This window comes from Streptomyces sp. NPDC089919 (assembly GCF_040684615.1).
Classification (GTDB): domain Bacteria; phylum Actinomycetota; class Actinomycetes; order Streptomycetales; family Streptomycetaceae; genus Streptomyces.
In genome coordinates, this window is the sequence record NZ_JBFBGK010000084.1 from 1 (window position 1) to 20,901 (window position 20,901).

The following is a 20,901-nucleotide window of genomic DNA, read 5'->3' on the forward strand; positions in this document are numbered from 1 at the left end:
GTGGGCCAGGCGTAGGTGAGGTCCGCACCGATGGACTGCGAGTCCATGACGATGTAGGCGCCGCCGTAGGCCTTGCGCAGGATCAGCGAGATCCGGGGAACGGTCGCGTTGCAGTAGGCGTAGAGCAGCTTCGCGCCGTGCCGGATGATCCCGCCGTGCTCCTGGTCCACGCCCGGCAGGAAGCCCGGCACGTCCAGCAGCGTGATGATCGGGATGTTGAACGCGTCGCACATCTGCACGAACCGCGCGGCCTTCTCCGACGCCTCGATGTCCAGGACGCCCGCGAGGGACTGCGGCTGGTTCGCCACGATGCCCACGACCTGGCCGTCCAGGCGGGCCAGGGCGCAGATGATGTTGCGCGCCCAGCGCTCGTGGACCTCGAGGAAGTCGCCCTCGTCGACCAGCTCCTCGATGACCTTGTGCATGTCGTACGGGCGGTTGCCGTCCGCGGGCACGAGGTCGAGGAGCACGTCCGAGCGGCGGTCCGCCGGGTCGTCGGTGGGGTGGGCCGGCGGGTTCTCGCGGTTGTTCGAGGGGAGCATCGCGATGAGGTAGCGGACCTCCGCGATGCAGGTCTCCTCGTCGTCGTACGCGAAGTGCGCCACGCCCGAGGTCTCGGCGTGCACGTCCGCGCCGCCCAGCCCGTTCTGCGAGATCTCCTCGCCCGTCACCGCCCGGACCACGTCCGGACCGGTGATGAACATCTGCGAGGTCTCGCGGACCATGAACACGAAGTCCGTCAGGGCCGGCGAGTACGCGGCGCCGCCGGCACAGGGGCCCAGCATCACCGAGATCTGCGGGATCACGCCCGAAGCCCTCGTGTTGCGCTGGAAGATGCCGCCGTATCCGGCGAGGGCGGAGACGCCCTCCTGGATGCGGGCGCCCGCGCCGTCGTTCAGCGACACCAGCGGAGCACCGGCCGCGATGGCCATGTCCATGATCTTGTGGATCTTCGTCGCGTGGGCCTCGCCCAGCGCGCCGCCGAAGATCCGGAAGTCGTGCGCGTAGACGAAGACCGTCCGGCCCTCGACCGTGCCCCACCCCGTGATGACACCGTCGGTGTAGGGCTTGCGGGCCTCCAGGCCGAAGCCGCTGGCGCGGTGCCGGCGCAGCTGCTCGACCTCCTGGAAGGATCCGGCGTCCAGCAGCAGGTCGATCCGCTCGCGAGCGGTCAGCTTGCCCTTGGCGTGCTGCGCCTCGGTGGCGCGGTCACTGGGGCCGCGGCGCGCCTGCTCGCGCAGGACGTGCAGCTCGGCCACACGGCCGCGAGCGTCCGTCGGCTCGCCGGGGGTCTGGTCCACAACGGTCATGTACCGACCTTACGAACCCGCCCGAGCAAAACCCTCCGTTGCATCCCCACAGTCTCGGCGGCGATCCGCTGTGCGGGACGGACAGAACCGGTTGACGCTGTGGCCGACCCACCAGACGGGACCAAAGGCCTTTGTGGGGGTCTGACAAAACAAGCGTTCCCCACCCCCAACGGGTGAGAGAAGTTGAAATTTGAACGGAATGGGTCTAACGTCGTTCTCGTTGAAGATTTAACAACTTCGGCCGGGACCCCCGCCCCGGATCCGCTCCCCCAGGAGGACACCATGGCTCTCTTCACCCGCCGCACCAAGGACAACGCCGTCAGCGCCGCCCCGGCCGGCACCGGCACCACCACCCTCGAGGTCGACCCGGCGCTCGCCGCGCTCACCGGTGACTACGTCATCGACCCGGCCCACAGCAGCATCGGCTTCACCGTCCGGCACGCCATGGTGACCAACGTCCGCGGCAGCTTCCCGGCCCACGAGGGCACCCTGCACCTCGACGGCGCCGACCCGGCCAAGTCCACCGCGTCCATCGACGTCACGATCGCCTCGGTCGACACCGGCATCGCGGACCGCGACGCCCACCTGCGCGGCGGCGACTTCTTCGACGCCGACGCCTTCCCGCTGATGACCTTCCGCTCCACCGAGGCGGCCCGGCTCGCCGGCGACACGTACCGCATCACCGGTGAGCTGACCATCAAGGACGTCACCCGGCCGCTCTCCATCGACCTGGAGTTCAACGGCTCCGCCACCGACCCCTACGGCAACCAGCGGGTGGGCTTCGAGGGCAAGACCGAGATCCTGCGCTCCGACTGGGGCCTGACCTGGAACGCCGCGCTGGAGACCGGCGGCGTGGTGGTCAGCGACAAGGTCAAGCTGACCTTCGACATCTCCGCGATCAAGCAGGCCTGACCGGCCGGTGACCGGCGGGCCGGGCGCTCCCGGCCCGCGGCGGTACGGATCCCCCCGGGGGCGGCTCTAGAAGCCGCCCCCGCCGTCGAATCCGCCCCCGCCCCCGTCGAAGCCGCCGCCTCCCCCGTCGAAACCACCGCCGCCGCCGAAGTCGCCGCCGCCGAAGTCCGCGGGGTTGAAGTCGGCCCCGGAGAAGTCCCCGCCGCCGAAGCCGGTGTCGTAGCCGCCGAAGTCCGCGGCGTAGGCCGGGGTGGACATCATCGAGCCGAGCATGGTGCCCACCAGCAGGCCGGGCAGGATGCCGCCGCCGAAGTAGCCGCCCGCCCAGGGGCCGTACGCCGGACCCGCGTCGTAGTAGGGGCGGGGGCCGTGCTCGGTGTCGACGGTGCGGACCATCGGGTCCGCGCCCTCGCGCAGCCGGACCGCGTCCGCCGCGCAGACCGGGACCGTGCGGGCCGCACCGCCGGCCGGGGCCCACTGCGCGTCCTCGGTGGAGGGGCCGTGCCGGGGGTCGAAGAAGCAGGGCGCCCGGCGCTCGGGCAGCGGCCGGCCCTCCCGGCGGGCGGCCAGCACCGCCAGCGCGAAGCGGCCGTCCTCCAGCGCCTGGGTCACGCCCCGGACCTCGTCCGGGTGCCGCACCGACCCCATGATCTGCTTGGCCCGGTCGTACGAGTCCAGGGCCCGCTCGAAGTCCGCGCGCATGGCGTCGTCCGCGCCGGGCTCGGAAGGGTGGAAGTCCAGCCGGTCCAGCTCCTCGCCGAAGGCCGTGATGTCCTCGTCGACCACCACGCTCAGCCGCTCCACGGCCGCCCGCTCGCGCTCCTCCTTCTTCCGGCGGTTGCGGCGGACCACCGCGTAGGCGCCCGCACCACCGGCCACCGCCACCGCGCCCAGCGCGATCAGCCCGGCGTTCGAGCCGTCGGCACCGCCGCCGGAGCCGCCCGACCAGGAGCTCGGGGCGTGCCCCTTGGCCTGGGCCAGGGCCTGGTCGACGAAGGAGTCGAGCTGGGTCGCGGCGTCCACCGGGCCGCCGGCCTTGGCCGCGTCCACCAGATTGCGCACGGCCTGGTTCGGCATCACGGCCCGGTCCGCGCCCGCGTTGAAGCCGCTCCCCAGCCGGATCGCGTACAGCCCGCTGATCCCGGTGTCGGTACGGACCGTGCGCAGCACGCTGGCCGCCGGGTAGTCGGGGGTGGCGGGCAGCACGGCGACGAACACCGGCTTCCCGGCGTCCTTGATCTTGGCGGCCAGCGCCTGCGCCTTGTCCTCGGGCAGCTGGCCCGCGGCCCGCGGGTCGACGTAGACGGGGCCCTTGCGCAGGGCCTCGGCCACGGCGGCCGGGCCGGTGTCGGCGCCGGGGGCGGCCAGCGCGCCGGGCGCCGCCACCAGGGCGGTCGCCGAGAACGCGAGCAGCAGCCCGGAGAGTGCGGGTATCAGCCTGGAGCGCCTGGTCCTCATACCTTCGACGCTACCTGAACAGGTGAAATACCGGGCAAGAGACCTGAGGCGGACATTGCGCCCCGCTCCTCGTCCCTCCGGACGAGGAGCGGCCGCGCGGAGCGCTACTCGGTGGGCTGGATGCCCTGGCGCAGCAGTCCGTAGGTGAAGGCGTCGACGATGGCCTGCCAGGAGGCGGCGATGACGTTGTCCGCCACGCCGACCGTGGACCACTCGCGAACCCCGTCGGTGGTCTGGATCAGCACCCGGGTGGTGGACTCGGTGCCGTGCTTGCCCTCCAGGATGCGGACCTTGTAGTCCACCAGCTCGAACTTGGCGAGCTGCGGGTAGAACCGCTCCAGGGCCACCCGCAGCGCCCGGTCCAGCGCGTTGACCGGGCCGTTGCCCTCGGCCGCGGCCACGATCCGCTCGCCCTTGGCCCACAGCTTGATGACGGCCTCGTTGGCGTAGCTGCCGTCCGGCCGCAGCTCGGCGTGGGCGCGCCAGGACTCCGTACGGAAGTAGCGGCGGGGCCGGCCGTCCACCTCGGCGCGCAGCAGCAGCTCGAAGGAGGCGTCGGCGGCCTCGTAGGTGTAGCCGGCCAACTCCCGCTCCTTGACCCGCTCGACCACCCGGGAGATCAGGGCGCGGTCGCCGCCGAGGTCGACGCCGAGCTCCTTGCCCTTGAGCTCGATGGAGGCCCGGCCGGCCATGTCGGAGACCAGCATCCGCATGGTGTTGCCGACCCGCTCCGGGTCGATGTGCTGGTACAGGTCCGGGTCGACCTTGATCGCGGAGGCGTGCAGGCCGGCCTTGTGGGCGAAGGCGGAGACGCCGACGTACGGCTGGTGGGTGGAGGGGGTCAGGTTGACCACCTCGGCGATGGCGTGCGAGATGCGGGTCATCTCGGCGAGGGCGCCGGTGGGCAGCACCTTGCGGCCGTACTTGATCTCCAGGGCGGCCACCACGGGGAAGAGGTTGGCGTTGCCGACCCGCTCGCCGTAGCCGTTGGCGGTGCACTGCACGTGGGTGGCGCCGGCGTCCACGGCGGCGAGGGTGTTGGCCACCGCGCAGCCGGTGTCGTCCTGGGCGTGGATGCCCAACCGGGCGCCGGTGTCGGCCAGCACGGTGGCGACCACGGCCTGGATCTGGGCCGGGAGCATGCCGCCGTTGGTGTCGCACAGCACGACCACGTCGGCGCCGGCCTCGTGGGCGGCGCGCACCACGGACTTGGCGTACTCGGCGTTGGCCCGGTAGCCGTCGAAGAAGTGCTCGCAGTCGACGAACACCCGGCGGCCCTGCTCGCGCAGGTAGGAGACGGTGTCGCGGACCATCTCGAGGTTCTCCTCGAGGGTGGTGCGCAGCGCCAGCTCCACGTGCCGGTCGTGGGACTTGGCGACCAGCGTGATCACCGGGGCTCCGGACTGGAGCAGTGCCTTGACCTGGGGGTCCTCGGCGGCCTTGCCTCCGGCCCGGCGGGTGGCGCCGAAGGCGACCAGCTGCGCGTGCTTGAACTCGATCTCGGCCTTGGCCCGCGCGAAGAACTCGGTGTCGCGGGGGTTGGCGCCGGGCCAGCCGCCCTCGATGAAGCCCACGCCGAAGTCGTCCAGGTGACGGGCGATCGTCAGCTTGTCCGCGACAGTGAGGTTGATGCCTTCGCGCTGGGCGCCGTCGCGCAGCGTGGTGTCGAAGACATGGAACGCGTCGTCGATGACCTCTGTCGTCATGCTGATCTGACTCCTGTCGGATGAGTGGGTCCGGATCCCCGGGTTCCACTTGCCCCCATCATCGCGCGCCGCTCGCCCCCGGCAGGAATGGGGCCGGGAAACGAAAAAACCTCTCGCGGGTGCGAGAGGTCTGCGCGCGGGTCTGGGGCACGATGCCCGCCGGCGTGGGGTGTGTCCACGCTCAGCGGTCACTGCGGACCGGCGCGCTGCTTCCCATAATCATGGTGAATGCAAGCACGGCGGCAGTCTGTCACACGGCCGGGTGCACCCGGGCCCGCGTCTCACGATGCGGTCGTGTTCCTGAACACTCCGCCGCGGCCGGCCGGCCGCGCCCCGGGACCTCTCACGGCCGGAGCGCGTCCTCCAGGAACTCCTGGACGTGGGCCAGGATCCCGGCCCGGTCCAGCAGCGGCAGGCCCACCGCGAGCTGGATGCTGAAGCCGTCCAGCAGCGCGCGGGTGCGGGTGGCGAAGCGGTCGGCGTCCACCGCGCGGAACTCGCCGCGGGAGACGCCCTCGGCGACCAGCGCGGCCAGGTCCCGGTGCCAGGCGCCCTCGATGGCCGCCTGCCGGTCCCGCTCGGCGGGGCCGGCCTCCTGGGACCGGTTCCAGACCTCCAGCCAGAGCGTCCAGTGCGGGTCCCGGGGGCCGTCCGGCACGTACAGGTCGACGTAGGCCCGCAGCCGCTCGGCGGCCGGGGCGCGCCGGGAGAGCAGGGCCGAACGCCCGGCGCCCAGATTGGCCTCGCTCCACTCCAGCGTCTGGAGCAGCAGTTCGTCCTTGGTGCGGAAGTAGTAGAGCAGGTGGCCGCTGCTCATCCCGACCTCCCGGCCCAGGCCGGCCATGGTCAGGCCGTCCAGGCCGCGCTCGGCGATCATGGCCATGGCGGTCGCGAGGACCTCCTCGCGCGGCGGCGCGTTCCTGCGCGCACGCGCCCCGTCCGCCATGGCCACTCCTCCGTCGCGCTACGCCCTGGGCTGCTGCTGGGTGATGCAGTGGATGCCGCCACCCCCGGCAAAGATCGTACGTGCGTCCACGAGCGTGACGGTCCGCTCCGGGAAGAGACCGCGGAAGATCTCCGCCGCCTCCTCGTCGCGCGGATCGTCGAAGGCGCAGAGCACCACGCCGTCGTTGCACAGGAGGTGGTTGATGTAGGAGTAGTCCACCCACTCGCCGTCCTCCTCGAGCACGGTCGGGGCGGGCACCTCCACGACCTCCAGGCGGCGGCCCTGCGCGTCGGTGGCGGCGCGCAGGATCGCGGCGATGGTCTTGCAGCGCTCGTGGTCCGGGTGGGCCGGGTCGGGCTGGGTGTGCACCATCACCACGCCCGGGCGGGCGAAGGCGGCGACGATGTCGACGTGGCCCTGGGTGCCGTAGGTGCCGTAGTCGCCGGCCAGGCCGTAGGGCAGCCAGATGGCCTTGGTGGTGCCGAGGTGGGCGTGGATCTCCGCTTCCACCTGCTGCCGGGTCCAGCCGGGGTTGCGGCCCTCGCCGAGCTGCACGGTGTCGGTCAGCAGGACGGTGCCCTCGCCGTCGACGTGGATCGCGCCGCCCTCGTTGACCAGCGAGGTGCTGTACGTGCGGGTGCCGGCCAGGTCGGAGACGTGCCGGGCGATCTTGGAGTCGTGCTCCCAGCGGGCCCACTCCTGGGCGCCCCAGCCGTTGAAGGTCCAGTCGACCGCGGCGACCTCGCCCCGGTCGTTGGTGACGAAGGTGGGGCCGATGTCCCGCATCCAGGCGTCGTCGAGCTCCCGCTCCACGATCTCGACGTCCTCGCCGACCACGGCCCGGGCGCCCGCCGCGTCACCGGGGCTGACCACCAGCGTCACCGGCTCGTACGTGCGCACCGCGCGGGCCACGGCGCCCCAGGCCGCGCGGGCCTCGGCGAGCTCGTGCTCGTCGGTGAAGGTCGGGTTGGGGCTGGGCCAGGCCATCCAGGTGCGCTCGTGGGGGGCCCACTCGGCGGGCATCCGGAAGCCGTCGGCGGCGGGGGTACCGGCAGGGTGCGTCATGACGGGGTCCTTAGAGGAGGTGCTGGCGGTCGGCCGGCACGCGCAGCCGCATGCCGTGGGCGGCGGCCCGGTCGCGCTCCGTGGGGGGCACTCGCACGACGATCCACCACCTTTCCATGTCTCAGGTTAGAGCATCACTCTAACCATTCATTTCCTTCACGGGAACCATTGACCTGAGGGCCAGGCTTAGGCCACATTGAATGCCGCTCTAACAAAACCGGAACCAATCCATCCGGACGGTGGTACTCCCCCGTTCCGCACTGACCGGGAGTGATCCATGCCGATAGAACAGCGCGGAGTCGACACCATCCCCGAGGAGGAGCGCACCAGCGGTCCCCGGGACCTGGTGTCGATCCTGCTCGGCTCCAACCTGTGCCTCGGCGTGATCGTCTTCGGCTGGCTGCCCCCGTCCTTCGGGCTCGGCCTGTGGCCCTCGATCACCGCGATCGTCGCCGGCACCCTGGCCGGGATCGCGGTCACCGCACCGCTGGCGCTGATCTCCCTGCGCACCGCCACCAACCTCTCCACCTCCAGCGGCGCCCAGTTCGGTGTCCGGGGCCGGCTGGTGGGCTCGGTGGTGGGCCTGCTGCTCTCCCTCGGCTACACGGCCCTGACCCTGTGGGTCGGCGGGGACGTCATGGTCGGCGTGCTGTCCCGGCTGACCGGGCTGCCCGACACCGGCATCACCCGCGCGCTCATGTACGGCGTGCTGGCCGCGGCCACCGTCGTCGGCGCGGTCTTCGGCTACCGGCTGCTGCTGCGGATGAGCAAGGTCCTCTCCGTCGGCATGGTCGTACTGCTGCTGATCGGCGTGATCGCGTACGCCGGCGACTTCACCACCGCCGCTCCCCCGGACACCCCCTACCTGCTGGGCTCCTTCTGGCCGACCTGGCTGCTGGCCGCGGTGGCCGCCGGGCTGAGCGGGCCGGTCGCCTTCATCACCCTGCTCGGCGACTACACCCGGTACGTCTCGCCCGTCCGGCACAGCTCCCGCAAGGTGCTGACGGCCACCTGCCTCGGCCTGCTGGTCGGGCTGCTCACCCCCCAGCTCTTCGGCACGTACACCGCGCTGGCCGCCCGCGCCGGGCTGGAGTACGCCGCCCCGCTGGTGGCCGCCTCGCCCGCCTGGTACCTGGTACCGCTCCTGGTGGCCGCCACCGCCGGCTCGGTGGGCAACGCCGGGCTGATGCTCTACTCCATGGGCCTGGACCTGGACGCGATCATCCCCAGGGCCACCCGCACCAAGGCGACCGTGATCGCCGCGGTGGTCGCCACCGCCTTCGTCTTCGTCGGCTCCTTCGAGTGGAACGCCCAGGCCGCGATGACCTCCTTCGTGCTGCTGCTCACCGCGATCGGCACCCCCTGGGCGGTGATCACCCTGATCGGCTTCGTCCGCTGCAAGGGCGTGTACGACGCGGAGGCCCTCCAGGTCTTCAACCGGCGCTCCCGCGGCGGCGTCTACTGGTACCGCGGCGGCTGGAACCTGCGGGCCACCGCCGCCTGGGCGCTGGGCGCCGGGGTGGGCCTGTGCGCCGTCTCCACCACCGTCTACGAGGGCCCGCTGCTGGCCCTGACCGGCGGGGTGGACTGCAGCTTCGTCCTCTCCGGAGTGGTCGGCGGCCTCGCCTACCTGCTCCTGACCGCCCGCTCCTCCGCCGCCCCGGCCGCCGTCCCCGCGACGCCCGCCGCCGAGCCCGCGGAGGCCACCGCCTGACCGGCCCTCACCGGTCACGGGAAAGGCCCGCCCCCCTCGGTTTCCTCGCCGAGGGGGGCGGGCCTTTTTCCGTGCGTACGGACGACTAGGCGATCGGGTGCTGCCAGCCGTGGACGTCCGCGGCGCGGCCGGTCTGGATGTCCAGCAGGGCGGTGCGCAGCTTCATGGTGACCTCGCCGGGCTCGCCGTCGCCCTGGGTCCAGCCGCCGCGGTGGGACTTGACCGAGCCGACGGGGGTGATCGCCGCGGCGGTGCCGCAGGCGAAGACCTCGGTCAGGCTGCCGTCGGCGGCGTCGCGCTGCCAGTCCTCGGTGGTGATCCGGCCCTCCTCGGCGGTGTAGCCGAGGTCGCGGGCGATCTTCAGCAGGGAGTCGCGGGTGATGCCGGGCAGCAGCGAGCCGGTGAGCTCCGGGGTGACGATGCGGTCGCCGTACACGAAGTACAGGTTCATCCCGCCCATCTCCTCGATCCAGCGGTGCTCGACGGCGTCCAGCCAGACCACCTGGTCGCAGCCGTGCGAGGCGGCCTCGGCCTGGGCGACCAGGGAGGCGGCGTAGTTGCCGCCGGTCTTGGCGGCGCCGGTGCCGCCCTTGACCGCGCGGACGTAGTCCTCGGAGAGCCAGACGGAGACCGGCTTGACGCCGCCGGGGAAGTACGCGCCGGCCGGCGAGGCGATGACCATGAAAAGGAACTCGTTGGCCGGGCGGACGCCCAGGCCGACCTCGGTGGCGAACATGAACGGGCGCAGGTAGAGCGAGGCCTCACCGGAGGTGGGCACCCAGGCGCGATCCTGCTGGACCAGCGCGTCACAGGCGGCGATGAAGAGCTCGGTGGGCAGCTCCGGCATGGCCATGCGGCGGGCGGAGGCCTGGAAGCGCTCCGCGTTGGCCTCCGGGCGGAAGGTCGCGACGGTGCCGTCGGGCTGGGCGTACGCCTTCATGCCCTCGAAGATCGTCTGCGCGTAGTGCAGGGTCATGTTCGCCGGGTCGATGGAGAGCGGCGCGTACGGCACGAGCTCGGCGTCGTGCCAGCCGCGGCCCTCCGTCCACTTGATCGTCACCATGTGGTCGGTGAAGTGGCGGCCGAATCCGGGGCTGGCCAGGATCGCCTCGCGCTCCGCGTCGGACAGCGGGTGCGAGGAGGGCTTGAGCTCGATCGTGGGCGTCGTCATGAGTGCTAGTCCTTCACCGTTTGTGTGTGACGGACCGCGCTCACGCCGTCGCCAGGACGTAGGAGCTCTCCGCATGCCGCGGCCCCGCGTTCGATTATCGCGCGAGGGCGGGCTCCGGAGAAACGGGTGGATGCGGCCCAGGGGAGATGGTGGCACCCGGGGGCCGCACAAGAGAAGCCGCCGGGTCCCGTGGGAAGGGGCCCGGCGGCTGTTCGCTCGATGCGGTCGCCGGGTCAGCCGGCTACGCGGGCGGCGAGCGCGTCGCCGATCTCGTCCGTGCTGCGGAAGGTGCCGTCGCGCTCCGCGAGGTCGGCGGAGACCGCCTCCTCGGTGCGGACGGCCTCCGACTCGCGGCCGAGGTGGCGCAGCAGCAGGGCGACGGAGAGGACCGTCGCCGTCGGGTCGGCCTTGCCGGTGCCCGCGATGTCCGGGGCCGAGCCGTGCACCGGCTCGAACATGGACGGGAAGGCGCCGGTCGGGTTGATGTTCCCGGAGGCGGCCAGGCCGATGCCGCCGGTGACGGCCGCGGCCAGGTCGGTGAGGATGTCACCGAAGAGGTTGTCCGTCACGATGACGTCGAAGCGCTCGGGCTGGGTGACGAAGAAGATCGTCGCCGCGTCGACGTGCAGGTAGTCGGTGGTGACCTCGGGGTACTCCCGGCCGACGGTGTCGAAGATGTTCTTCCACATGTGGCCGGCGTAGACGAGGACGTTGTTCTTGTGGACCAGCGTGAGCTTCTTGCGCGGGCGGGCGTTGGCCCGCTCGTACGCGTCGCGCACCACGCGCTCCACGCCGTACGCGGTGTTCACGCTGACCTCGGTGGCGACCTCGGCGGGGGTGCCGGTGCGCAGCGAGCCGCCGTTGCCGGTGTACGGGCCCTCGGTGCCCTCGCGGACCACGACGAAGTCGATGTCCGGGCGGCCCGCCAGCGGGGTGGCGGTGTTGGGGAACAGCTTCGACGGCCTCAGGTTGATGAAGTGGTCGAAGGCGAAGCGGAGCTTGAGCAGCAGACCGCGCTCCAGGACGCCGGAGGGGACCGAGGGGTCACCGATGGCGCCGAGCAGGATGGCGTCGTGGTGCTTCAGGGCCTCGAGCTCCGCGTCCGGAAGGGTCTCTCCGGTGCGGTGCCAGCGCTGGGCGCCGAGGTCGTACTCCTTGGTCTCCAGCTTCACGTCCTGGGGCAGGACCGCGCTGAGGACCTTGAGGCCCTGAGCCACGACTTCCTGGCCGATGCCGTCGCCGGGGATCACTGCGAGATTGATGCTGGTCGACATGACGGCACCGTACTCCCTGTCCCAGCCATTGACATGTTGCGTCCACCATCTGGACGCGAGGTCCCCCGGCGGGCGCCGGGGGACTCGGGCCGGGGGCTCGGGTCAGTGGCCGGTCGAGCCGCCGTTGTCACGGCGGTCCAGGGCGCGCTGGAGGGCCGCGGCGGCGTTCTTGCGGTCGTCGTCGGAGGTGTGGGCGGTGTGGCGGACGCGACGGGTGGCGGTGGCGGTCATGGTGATCGACTCCTTGAGATCACGGCGCGGCGGGGCCGCGGAGGGAGGGGTTCCTTCAAGGCGCCGGAAAGGGCGGGGAGTCGTCGCGCAGCAGGGGTTGCCTGCCAGGGGCGCGCGCTCGCGGCCGCCATTCGCCTGATCGGCGAGACGTTCGGCTCCTACAAAGCTAGGACAGTCCGGGCTGTATGTCTCCGCAATTACTCGGACTTCCTACTATCTGAGACGGCCGCCACCCGCCGGGCCCCCTCGGCTCAGGCCGCGAGGACGCCCCGCCCGGCCCGCAATTCCCTGATCAGGGCCTGTACGGCACGGTTGGCCGCCTGCTCGGGGGTGGTGACGTAGCCCACGGTGCGGACCGGGCCGTCGGGGCCGAGGTCCCGGATCCCGACGGTGTCCGGTGCGCCGTTCAGGGAGAGCGCGGGCATGATCGCCATGCCCAGGCCCCGCTCGACCATGGCGAGCACCATGCCGTCGTCCTCGGCCCGGACGGTGGCGGCCGGGATCCAGTCCTGCCGCCGCCACCAGGCGCGGGTGTACGAGCCGCAGTTCTCGTCCCAGTCCACGAAGGGCAGCGACCGCGGATCCGGGTGGCCGGCCGGGTGCACCAGCGAGTACGGCTCCTCCAGCAGCGCGCCGGAGAGCACCCCGGACGGCAGTCCCCCGGAGCCGCCGAGGGTGGCGATGCCCAGGTCCGCCCGGCCGGCCGCGACCTCCCCGGCGGTACCGGCGCCCAGCTCGCGCACCACCCGCACCTCGGGCCGGATCCCCGGGTACCGGGCCGCCAGCCGCTCCAGGGCGGGCGGCAGCAGGTGCAGGGCCGCGCTGCGGAAGGCCGCGACCCGCAGCACCCCCGCGGGCTCCGGACCGCCGGCCGCGGGGGCGGCGGCGGCCCGGGCCTCGGCGACCAGCACCTCCAGCAGCCGCAGCACCCGGCGGGCGTGCGCCACCGCGGCCTCGCCGGCGGGGGTGGGCCGGGCGCCGCGCCGGTCGCGGCTGAAGAGCACCGCACCGATCTTGCGCTCGGCGGCGCGGACCGCGTGCGAGACCGCGGACTGGGTGAGCCCGAGGGCGGTGCCCGCCGCGGAGAAGCCGCCGGTCTCGGCGACCGCGACCAGGATCCGCAGTTCCTGCGGGGCGAGCTCGGCCACGGGGCTCCCCACCTCCTTCTATGAGCGTTCTTCATGGATCTTCGGCTGCCATGAGGGCAACCCCCTGCCGGGCCCGCCGATTCCTTCCTAGCGTCAGCGGCATGACCGACACCGCGTACGCCGTCCACCAGATCGCCCGGCCCGCCGGCCTCCCCGCCCCGGCCGACTTCCGCTTCGTCGAGGGGCCCGTCCCCTCCCCCGCCCCCGGCACCGCCGTGGTGGAGAACCTGCTGCTCTCGGTGGACCCGTACCACCGGGGCCTGATGGACGGCGGCGAGGGCGGCTTCGCGCTGGACGCCCCGCTGGAGGGCCGCTCGGTGGGCCGGGTGATCGCCTCCCGGGACCCGGGGCTGGCCGAGGGGGACCTGGTCTTCCACCGGGAGGGCTGGCGCACCCACGCGGTGGTCACGCTGGGCACGGGCGGCACCCGCAAGCTGCGCGACCGGGACGGGGTCCCCCTCGAGGCGTACCTGAGCATCCTGGGCGGCACCGGGCTGACCGCGTACGCGGCGCTGACCCGCACGGCCCGGCTGCGGGCCGGCGAGGACCTGTTCGTGTCGGCCGCCGCGGGCGGGGTGGGCCTGGCCACCGCCCGGATCGCCCGGCTGCTGGGTGCCCGCCGGATCGTGGGCAGCGCCGGTTCGGCGGCCAAGGTGGCCCGGCTGACCGGGGACGGCCTCTTCGACGCGGCCTTCGACTACCACGACGGCCCGGTGGCGGCGCAGCTCGCGGCGGCCGCCCCCGAGGGCATCGACGTGTACGTGGACAACGTCGGCGGGGAGCACCTGGAGGGGGCCATCGACTCCCTGCGGGAGTTCGGCCGGATCGCCTGGGTCGGCGCGGTCTCGACGTACAACGGCGACCGGTCGCCGGCCGCGCCCCGGAACCTCTTCGAGGTGGTCCACAAGTCGCTCCGCCTGGAAGGCGTATTGGTTCGCCACCACACCAATCTCCAGGAGGAGTTGGAGGAATTCCTGGTCCCGCATCTGCGCAATGGTTCGGTGCTCGCGGATACCACCGTTGTACAGGGGTTTGACCGGACAGTGGCCGCCTTCATCGGCATGCTCCAGGGCGAGAACACCGGAAAGATGCTGGTCCGTACCGGCCTCTGACGGATCGCCACCGGAAGTTCACCCACGCCTTACTGCACGGATCTAGACCTTTGAGCCCACGGGCACCACCCTTGCTCCGCGGTGCCGCTGGGGCACTCGGGACGCGAAGGGCGGGGCATGACTCCCATCAGCCGCAGGGGATTCGTCGGGATCGGAGCCGCGGTCGCGGCGGGGGCGGCGCTGCCGGCCGGCGCCGCGGGGACCGCCTCGGCGGCCTCCCAGGCCGCGACCGGCACGCTCACCGACGTCCGGCACGTGGTGATCCTCATGCAGGAGAACCGCAGCTTCGACCACTACTTCGGCAAGCTCAAGGGCGTCCGCGGCTTCGGCGACCGGGCGGCCGTCAACCTGCCCGGCGGCTGGGGCATGTTCAACCAGTACAACTGGGGCGGCCGGCACTACCCGTGGAAGCTCAGCGCCACCCCGCCGGCCGGCGGGGTGGACGGCGCGACCCTGGCGCAGTGCAACGGCGACCTGCCGCACAGCTGGACCTCCCAGCACGCCGCCTGGAACAAGGGCCGGCTCGACAACTGGGTCACCGGCGTCGGCAACACCCGCACCCTCGGCTACCTGGACCGGGGCGACATCCCCTTCCACTACGCGCTGGCCGACAACTACACGATCTGCGACGCGTACTTCTGCTCCGCGCTCAGCGCCACCGGCCCCAACCGCACCTTCCTGTGGAGCGGCAAGGTCGACGCCGCCAGCAAGGACGGCGGCGACGAGAAGGGCCTGACCTGGGAGACGTACGCCGAGGCGCTGGAGCGCGCCGGGGTGAGCTGGAAGGTCTACCAGAACGCCGCCGACAACTACGGCGACAACGGCCTCGCCTACTTCAAGAAGTTCACCGACGCGGCGCCGGGCAACCCGCTGTGGGACAAGGGCATGGGCTCGGTGCCCAAGGTCACCGGCTCCACGCCGGACGACATCGCGGCCGCGATCAAGGCCGACGCGCTGGCCGGCACCCTCCCGCAGGTCTCCTGGGTGGTGGCCAGCGAGGCCTTCTCCGAGCACCCGTACGCCCCGCCCGGGGACGGTGCGCACTTCGTGGACCTGGTCTACCGGGCGCTGGCCGCCAGCCCCGAGGTCTTCGACTCGACCGTGCTCTTCCTCAACTACGACGAGAACGACGGCTTCTTCGACCACGTGCCGCCGCCGGTGCCGCCGGCCGGCACGCCCGGGGAGTTCATCGACGGGGTGCCGATCGGGCTGGGCTTCCGGGTGCCGATGCTGGTGATGTCGCCGTGGACCCGGGGCGGCTGGGTCAGCTCCGAGGTCTTCGACCACACCTCCGTGCTGCGCTTCCTCGAGACCTGGACGGCCGCCCTCGGCAAGCCCGCCACCTGCCCGAACATCAGCCCCTGGCGCCGCAAGGTGACCGGCGACCTGACGGGCGTCTTCGACTTCGCCAACCCGGTGTACGGGGTGCCCGGCGGCCTGCCCTCCACCGCCAAGGTCATCGGCCAGGCCACCTGCGGGCCGCTGCCCAACCCGGCGCCGCAGGACAACGCCCTGCCGGCCGTCGAGCCCGGCACCCGCCCGGCGCGGGCGCTGCCGTACCAGGTCAACGGCAACCTGGACCGCTTCGAGTACGGCGCGAACGGCGCGATCTCCGCCTGGTTCTCGATGACCAACCAGGGCGAGCCGGCCACCCGGCCGGCGCACTTCTCGATCCACCCGCACCAGTACCGCGACACCACGCCCTGGCAGTACACGGTCGAGCCGGGCGGCACCGCCACCGACTCCTTCTCGATCGGCCTCGGCGCGGGCTCGGGCAAGTACGACATCGGCATGACCGGCCCCAACCGCTTCCTGCGGCGCTTCATCGGCGACACCAACAAGCCCGGCAAGGACTACGAGGTGGCCGCCCGCTACGCGATCGAGCCGGGCACCGGCAAGCTGGCGGTCTGGTTCAAGATCACCAACCGGTCCGGCGCCGCGGCCTCCTTCACCATCCGCTCCAACGCCTACCGCACGGACGGGCCCTGGACGTACACCGTCCCGGCGGGCGGCTCGGTGGAGGACTACTTCAACCAGGTCGCCTACTGCCACGGCTGGTACGACTTCACGGTCCTGGCCTCCTCGGACGGCACCTGGTCCCGCCGCTACACGGGCCACCTGGAGACCGGCGCCCCCAGCATCAGCGGCTGACGACCGCCCGGCCCGACGCACGAGGGCCCCGGGGCAGCGCGCCCCGGGGCCCTCGTCGTCATGGTCGCCGGCGACCGGTCAGCCGGACCGCCGGGCCCCGGTCACTCGGCCGAGGTCTGCTGGTCCAGGAAGTGGGCCCGCTCGCGGGTCCAGTTCCCGGGCTCGGTCGACCAGCCGGCCGTGGCACCGCCCAGCTTTCCGTCACCGTTGGTGGCCCAGGTGAACGAGCGGACGCTGCCGTCCTCGTAGCCGTAGAAGCCGCCGAGGTCGTCGCGGCCGTCGCCGTTGTAGTCACCGGTGACCAGCTTGACGTTCGGCCGGTACCAGTTGCCGGCCGGCGAGGTCCACGCCTCGTACGAGGACGAGAAGGATCCGTTGGCGGCGCTCGGGAAGACGATCACCGCGTCGTGCTCGTCGGCGTAGTCGTACCAGGTACCGACGTCGTCCCGGCCGTCGCCGTTGAAGTCGCCCGCGAAGAGCGAGGTGCGCGCCCAGTCCCCCCAGGTCGCGGAGGACCAGGAAGCGGTCGGGACGAAGGTGCCGGCGGCCGTGGCGGTGAAGGTCCACATCTTCTCGGAGCCGTCCGCGTACCCGTAGAAGGCCAGCAGGTCGTCGCGGCCGTCGCCGTTGAAGTCGCCCGAGACGGTCTTGGCCCGCGCCTGCTCCCAGCTGTTGACCGCGGTCCAGGCGTTCCGGGGCGGGTTGAAGGCACCCTTGGCCGAGGTGGTGAAGACGAAGACGGTGTCGTGCAGGTCGGCGAAGTCGTACCAGACCGCCAGGTCGTCGCGGCCGTCGCCGTTGAAGTCGCCGCTGTAGGGCGTCATCCGGGAGAACGTCCAGTTGCCCGGCGCGGCGCTCCAGGACTTGGCGGCCGCGTTGAAGGTGCCGTCGCCCTTGCCGGTCCAGGTGAACAGCCCGACGCTGCCGTCCGCGTAGCCGTAGATCGCGGCCACGTCGCCGATGCCGTCGCCGTTGTAGTCGCCGGTGACGCGCTTCATGTGCTCGTTGTAGTAGTTGCCCGCGGGCACGCTCCAGCCCGCGCGGGGGGTCTGGAAGAGGCCGTCGGAGCCGGTCTGCCACAGGTGGATCGAGTCGTGGCCGTCGCCGTAGTCGTACCAGTCGGCCATGTCGCTGCGGCCGTCGCCCGTGTAGTCGTGGCGCAGCGAGCTGCCGCTGCTCCAGACGGACTGGCTCTTGACGTCAAAGACCACCAGGTCTCCGCGGTCCTGGAGCATGGCGTAGCCCTCGGCGGCGCTGGTCCTGGACTGCCAGGCGACGGTGACCCCGTCGGCCTTGAGGACCACCAGGTTGCCGTCGTGGCGCATGACGGCGGTGGCGCCCGGGTTGCCGCCGGTCCGGGTCGACCACAGCACCTTGCCCGCGTTGGAGGTGACGACCAGGTTGCCGTCGTCCTGCAGGGTGAGCTTGGCCGAGCGGGAGGTCAGCGACTGGCCGCCGGTCAGCTTGGTGCCGGCCGGGATCCGGGAGCCACCGGTGATGCCGTCGATGACGAAGGGCGAGCCGAAGGACTTGTTGTCGGCGCCGGGGATCTTGCCGTACCAGCCGATCATCGTGTTGTCCGTCTTACGGGCCCACAGGTCCGGCAGCCCGTCGCCGGTGACGTCCCCGGAGGAGCCGACGGACGGGTAGGCGCTCGCCTGGTAGCCGGTGGCGATCTCGACCCGGGCGCCGGGGGCTCCCCAGGTGGCGGGGTCGAGCTGGCCCGCCGCGCCGGACTTCCTGCCGTACGCACGGAAGACCTTGCCGGTGGCGTCCTCGCGCAGCCACAGGTCGGCGAGCTTGTCGCCGTTCAGGTCGCCGGGGGCGACCACGGTGAACCTGTCCCAGTCGCTGCCGCCGACGAGGACGGGGGCGCGGGTGTTGGCCAGGTCGAGGTCGTGGGTGGCGCGGTTGCCGTAGTACGCCCACAGGTATTTGCCCTGCTTGACGAGCAGGTCGGGCTGGCCGTCGCCGTTGAGGTCGCCGGGGGCGACGACCTGGTCGGCGTTGTACCAGTGGTCGTCACCGGTCCACTTCTCGTCGCCGAAGCATCCGATCTCCTCGTCGGGGACCGGGCAGGTGACGGTGAGCTCGGTGCCGGCGCCGATGACGCCGCTGCCGTTGTTCTTGTACGACCAGAGCTTCTTCTTCTTGACCGTCGCGTCGTACTCCAGGCTCACCAGGTCGTTGTATCCGTCCTGGCCCCAGTCGCCGCGGGAGGAGACGTCGCCGTCGGGGAAGGACTTGCCGCCGTTGGTGGCCGCGGAGAAGTCGCCGTCGCCCTGGCCCGCGTACGTGAGCAGGGTGCCGTTGGAGTCCACGCTCCAGATGTCGCGGTTCCCGTCGCCGTTCAGGTCGTCCGGTCCGTCCCGCTCGGTCGAGCGGCCGGCGTAGTAGACGTACGTCGCGATGTCCGAGCGGTTGCCGACCTTGTCCATGCTGTAGGCGTAGACGAAGTGCGGGCCGTAGCCGGGCGGGCGGACGGTGGCCGGGATGCCGGGATCGGCGTCGTGCGGATCGGCGTCGTAGTCGGTCCACCAGACGTAGTGGTCGACGTCGTTCACGCCGTTGGCCGCGAAGGCGAACTTCCCGGCGTCACGGGCCTTGCCGGTGCCCGCGGGCCAGCCGTTCTCCCCCGGCGGGAACTGGTTGTTCACCGAGGTGATCACCGGCGGCCTGCTCGGCCGGGTGCGGTCGACGGTGAACTTGCAGGTGTCCGACCAGGGGCCGGTGGCACCGTCCTGGTCCTTGCCGCGCACCTTCCAGGTCCAGTTGCCGGTGGGCAGGTCGGCGTCCGGCACCGGCCAGGTCACGACCTTGCCCTTGGTGGCGGTCTTGCTCATCGTCACCGACGCGGTGGTGGCGCCGGCCTTGAAGAGCTGGAACTCGGCGGTGAGGTTGCCGGCGTCCTTGTCGTCGAGGGTGGCGTAGAGGCTGACGCGGGTGTTGCCGATCAGACCGCCGGCGCTGCAGCTGGTGCGGGGGCTGGTGCCGGTGTTCTCCGGCTTCTTCGGCGGGTTGTTGTAGACCGTCTCCAGGACCGCGGTCCTGGCGTCGAACTTCTTCCAGCCGAAGGTGTCCGCCTCGTTGGAGGCGTACAGGCCGAGGGTGAGGTGGGACCAGCCGCCCCGGGCCGCCTCCTGCATCTTGGCCGTGGCGTCGAACTCGAGGTTGCCGGCGTCGCAGTACTTGCTGCTCCAGCCCTTGGAGTCGTTGACCGTGTCCAGCCTGGCTATCTTGCCGGGCTGGTGCTCCCAGGTGGTCTTCTTGGAGATCGGGCCGGTGTGCCACAGCTCCACCGGGCGGTCCTCGCAGGACCAGGACCAGGTGTTGCGGATCCGGAAGACCGAGCTCTTGACCTGCGCGTAGCGGGTGTCGCTGGTGTCGAGCTGGACGAAGGAGCGGGAGATCCGGTCGGAGCCGCCCGACTGGGACTCGTAGCCCACCCGGATCGGGTCCTTCGTGTCGAAGAACGACATCCGCGGGTAGTGCTTGTACACCCGGGCCCAGTGCTGCTTCTCGCCCCAGGCGAAAGAGGGGTCGATGTAGACGGGGTAGGTGGTGTCCGGGCCCTTCAGCAGGGCCGGGTCCGGCTTGATCTCCAGGGTGTCGCCGGAGACCGTGGTCGGCATCTGCGCGTCCTGGGCACCCGGCTTCGGGTCGAAGGGCGCGGCCTCGGAGGGCGCCTCGGGGCCGGGTACGGGCGCCTCGGCGGCCCCCGCCGCCGCCGGAGAGCCCGTCTTCGCGACGGTCTGGCCACCGGAGTCGGCGGTGGTCGAGTCCCACATCAGCGGCGAGGGGCTGGAGAAGACGGTCTGCCCGGCCGGGTTCACGGCGGTGAGGCTGCCGGTGTCGGGGTCGGCGGAGACGTCCAGCCCCACGGTGCCCAGTTTGAACCGCAGCGTGGCGAGTTCGGGGTTCTGGGCCGCGGCGGCGGTCTTGACGACGAGCAGCTGCGAGAAGCCCTCCACCTCGGCCTTCAGCTGGAGGTCCACCCCCGGCAGCACCTCGGCGTACGTCGCCACGTTCGCCGCCAGGGTCGGCTTGGGCAGCGCCTTCGGCCAGGTCAGCGAGAGGGAGCGGCCGTCCTTGACGCCGGTGAGCAGGGCCGCGGTGCCGCCGCCGGAGAAGGTCACGTCCACGGCGGAGGCCTTCGAGACGACGGAGCCGTCCGCCGCGAAGACGAGGGTGGGGTCGGCCGGGACCCAGACGCCGTCGCGCAGCAGCCGGATCACGGAGCCGTAGCGCTTGACGGACCAGCTGCCGTCGGGCAGCGCCCAGGTGTCGGTGGACTCGGTACGGGCGGAGGTCAGCTCGTAGGGGGCGCCGGTGGACTTCGCCTGCGCGAGGGCGTAGTCCTCCTCGCTCACAGACCCTTCGGCGACCGGGTCCGCCGCAGTGGCGGTGACGGCGGCGGACGCCGTGGCGGGCACCGCGACGAATACGGAAGCGGAAATTACGCTTGCCAGGGCCAGCGCTATTCCACGTCGAAACCCACGCCTTTCCGGCCGGGCGTACGTGGCTGAATTCGGGGGCACACAAACCTCTCAACGGTCGATGACCGCCGGACCATACCGACTGGTCATCCCGTCAACCACCGGTTATATAGCGATCCTCAAGCGGAATCCGAGTCACCTTCCAGCGATACTCGGGTAGCGTGACGGGCGCGCCTTTCGACTCCCCATCGGGGCCCCGATAACCCT

At 71.8% G+C, this 20,901-nt stretch carries 14 protein-coding genes; 4 read left to right on the forward strand and 10 right to left on the reverse strand.

Features of this window, described 5'->3' with window-relative positions:
• Nucleotides 1-1,310, reverse strand: a 1,310-nt coding sequence (locus AB0O40_RS27710; RefSeq protein ID WP_365047283.1) for an acyl-CoA carboxylase subunit beta, incomplete at its 3' end; no start/stop codon positions are given.
• Nucleotides 1,311-1,592: 282 nt separating this feature from the next.
• Here AB0O40_RS27710 and AB0O40_RS27715 point away from each other — a divergent pair.
• A complete protein-coding gene (locus tag AB0O40_RS27715) occupies nt 1,593-2,222 on the forward strand; it encodes a YceI family protein (protein WP_365047286.1) in 630 nt (209 codons plus the stop codon).
• Between the two features lie 66 nt (nt 2,223-2,288).
• On the opposite strand, the gene AB0O40_RS27720 is transcribed toward AB0O40_RS27715, so the two are convergent.
• The 4 genes from AB0O40_RS27720 to AB0O40_RS27735 form a co-directional block, all read right to left on the reverse strand.
• Nucleotides 2,289-3,680: a hypothetical protein gene (locus AB0O40_RS27720; protein WP_365047289.1), complete on the reverse strand. Its 1,392-nt coding sequence runs from the start codon at nt 3,678-3,680 to the stop codon at nt 2,289-2,291.
• A gap of 104 nt (nt 3,681-3,784) precedes the next feature.
• Nucleotides 3,785-5,386 carry a citramalate synthase gene (cimA, locus tag AB0O40_RS27725; RefSeq protein WP_365047292.1) on the reverse strand — a complete coding sequence of 534 codons (1,602 nt, stop codon included), beginning with the start codon at nt 5,384-5,386 and terminating at the stop codon, nt 3,785-3,787.
• 343 nt (nt 5,387-5,729) lie between these two features.
• Nucleotides 5,730-6,332, reverse strand: coding sequence for a TetR/AcrR family transcriptional regulator (locus AB0O40_RS27730; RefSeq protein WP_365047294.1), 603 nt, complete (start codon nt 6,330-6,332; stop codon nt 5,730-5,732).
• Between the two features lie 18 nt (nt 6,333-6,350).
• Nucleotides 6,351-7,397 (reverse strand): agmatine deiminase family protein, encoded by a 1,047-nt coding sequence (locus AB0O40_RS27735; protein WP_365047296.1) that lies wholly within the window; start codon nt 7,395-7,397, stop codon nt 6,351-6,353.
• Nucleotides 7,398-7,674: 277 nt separating this feature from the next.
• Between AB0O40_RS27735 and AB0O40_RS27740 the strand changes: the two genes are divergently transcribed.
• Nucleotides 7,675-9,111: a cytosine permease gene (locus tag AB0O40_RS27740; protein WP_365047299.1), complete on the forward strand. Its 1,437-nt coding sequence runs from the start codon at nt 7,675-7,677 to the stop codon at nt 9,109-9,111.
• 85 nt (nt 9,112-9,196) lie between these two features.
• Here AB0O40_RS27740 and AB0O40_RS27745 read toward each other — a convergent pair whose 3' ends face one another.
• The 4 genes from AB0O40_RS27745 to AB0O40_RS27760 form a co-directional block, all read right to left on the reverse strand.
• Nucleotides 9,197-10,282 (reverse strand): branched-chain amino acid aminotransferase, encoded by a 1,086-nt coding sequence (locus AB0O40_RS27745; protein ID WP_365047301.1) that lies wholly within the window; start codon nt 10,280-10,282, stop codon nt 9,197-9,199.
• A gap of 233 nt (nt 10,283-10,515) precedes the next feature.
• Entirely contained in the window at nt 10,516-11,556 is a 1,041-nt protein-coding gene (locus AB0O40_RS27750) for a 3-isopropylmalate dehydrogenase (protein ID WP_365047304.1), read from the reverse strand.
• 102 nt (nt 11,557-11,658) lie between these two features.
• Nucleotides 11,659-11,787, reverse strand: a complete 129-nt coding sequence (locus AB0O40_RS27755) for a hypothetical protein (protein ID WP_365047307.1) — start codon at nt 11,785-11,787, stop codon at nt 11,659-11,661.
• 251 nt (nt 11,788-12,038) lie between these two features.
• Nucleotides 12,039-12,935 (reverse strand): LysR family transcriptional regulator, encoded by an 897-nt coding sequence (locus tag AB0O40_RS27760; protein ID WP_365047310.1) that lies wholly within the window; start codon nt 12,933-12,935, stop codon nt 12,039-12,041.
• A gap of 101 nt (nt 12,936-13,036) precedes the next feature.
• Between AB0O40_RS27760 and AB0O40_RS27765 the strand changes: the two genes are divergently transcribed.
• Both AB0O40_RS27765 and AB0O40_RS27770 read left to right on the forward strand, forming a co-directional pair.
• Nucleotides 13,037-14,047: an NADP-dependent oxidoreductase gene (locus tag AB0O40_RS27765; RefSeq protein ID WP_365047313.1), complete on the forward strand. Its 1,011-nt coding sequence runs from the start codon at nt 13,037-13,039 to the stop codon at nt 14,045-14,047.
• Between the two features lie 117 nt (nt 14,048-14,164).
• On the forward strand, nt 14,165-16,198 hold the full coding sequence (locus AB0O40_RS27770; protein WP_365047316.1) for a phosphocholine-specific phospholipase C: 2,034 nt from the start codon (nt 14,165-14,167) through the stop codon (nt 16,196-16,198).
• Between the two features lie 101 nt (nt 16,199-16,299).
• Here the strand turns inward: AB0O40_RS27770 and AB0O40_RS27775 are convergent, their stop codons facing one another.
• Entirely contained in the window at nt 16,300-20,568 is a 4,269-nt protein-coding gene (locus AB0O40_RS27775; RefSeq protein ID WP_365047322.1) for an FG-GAP-like repeat-containing protein, read from the reverse strand.
• Nucleotides 20,569-20,901 lie beyond the last annotated feature (333 nt).

Bases quoted from the DNA above. Each gene is read 5' to 3' on its own strand.
- AB0O40_RS27715 (WP_365047286.1), top strand. From the start codon at position 1,593: ATGGCTCTCTTCACCCGCCGCACCAAGGACAACGCCGTCAGCGCCGCC.
- AB0O40_RS27720 (WP_365047289.1), bottom strand. From the start codon at position 3,680: ATGAGGACCAGGCGCTCCAGGCTGATACCCGCACTCTCCGGGCTGCTG.
- cimA (WP_365047292.1), bottom strand. From the start codon at position 5,386: ATGACGACAGAGGTCATCGACGACGCGTTCCATGTCTTCGACACCACG.
- AB0O40_RS27730 (WP_365047294.1), bottom strand. From the start codon at position 6,332: ATGGCGGACGGGGCGCGTGCGCGCAGGAACGCGCCGCCGCGCGAGGAG.
- AB0O40_RS27735 (WP_365047296.1), bottom strand. From the start codon at position 7,397: ATGACGCACCCTGCCGGTACCCCCGCCGCCGACGGCTTCCGGATGCCC.
- AB0O40_RS27740 (WP_365047299.1), top strand. From the start codon at position 7,675: ATGCCGATAGAACAGCGCGGAGTCGACACCATCCCCGAGGAGGAGCGC.
- AB0O40_RS27745 (WP_365047301.1), bottom strand. From the start codon at position 10,282: ATGACGACGCCCACGATCGAGCTCAAGCCCTCCTCGCACCCGCTGTCC.
- AB0O40_RS27750 (WP_365047304.1), bottom strand. From the start codon at position 11,556: ATGTCGACCAGCATCAATCTCGCAGTGATCCCCGGCGACGGCATCGGC.
- AB0O40_RS27755 (WP_365047307.1), bottom strand. From the start codon at position 11,787: ATGACCGCCACCGCCACCCGTCGCGTCCGCCACACCGCCCACACCTCC.
- AB0O40_RS27765 (WP_365047313.1), top strand. From the start codon at position 13,037: ATGACCGACACCGCGTACGCCGTCCACCAGATCGCCCGGCCCGCCGGC.
- AB0O40_RS27770 (WP_365047316.1), top strand. From the start codon at position 14,165: ATGACTCCCATCAGCCGCAGGGGATTCGTCGGGATCGGAGCCGCGGTC.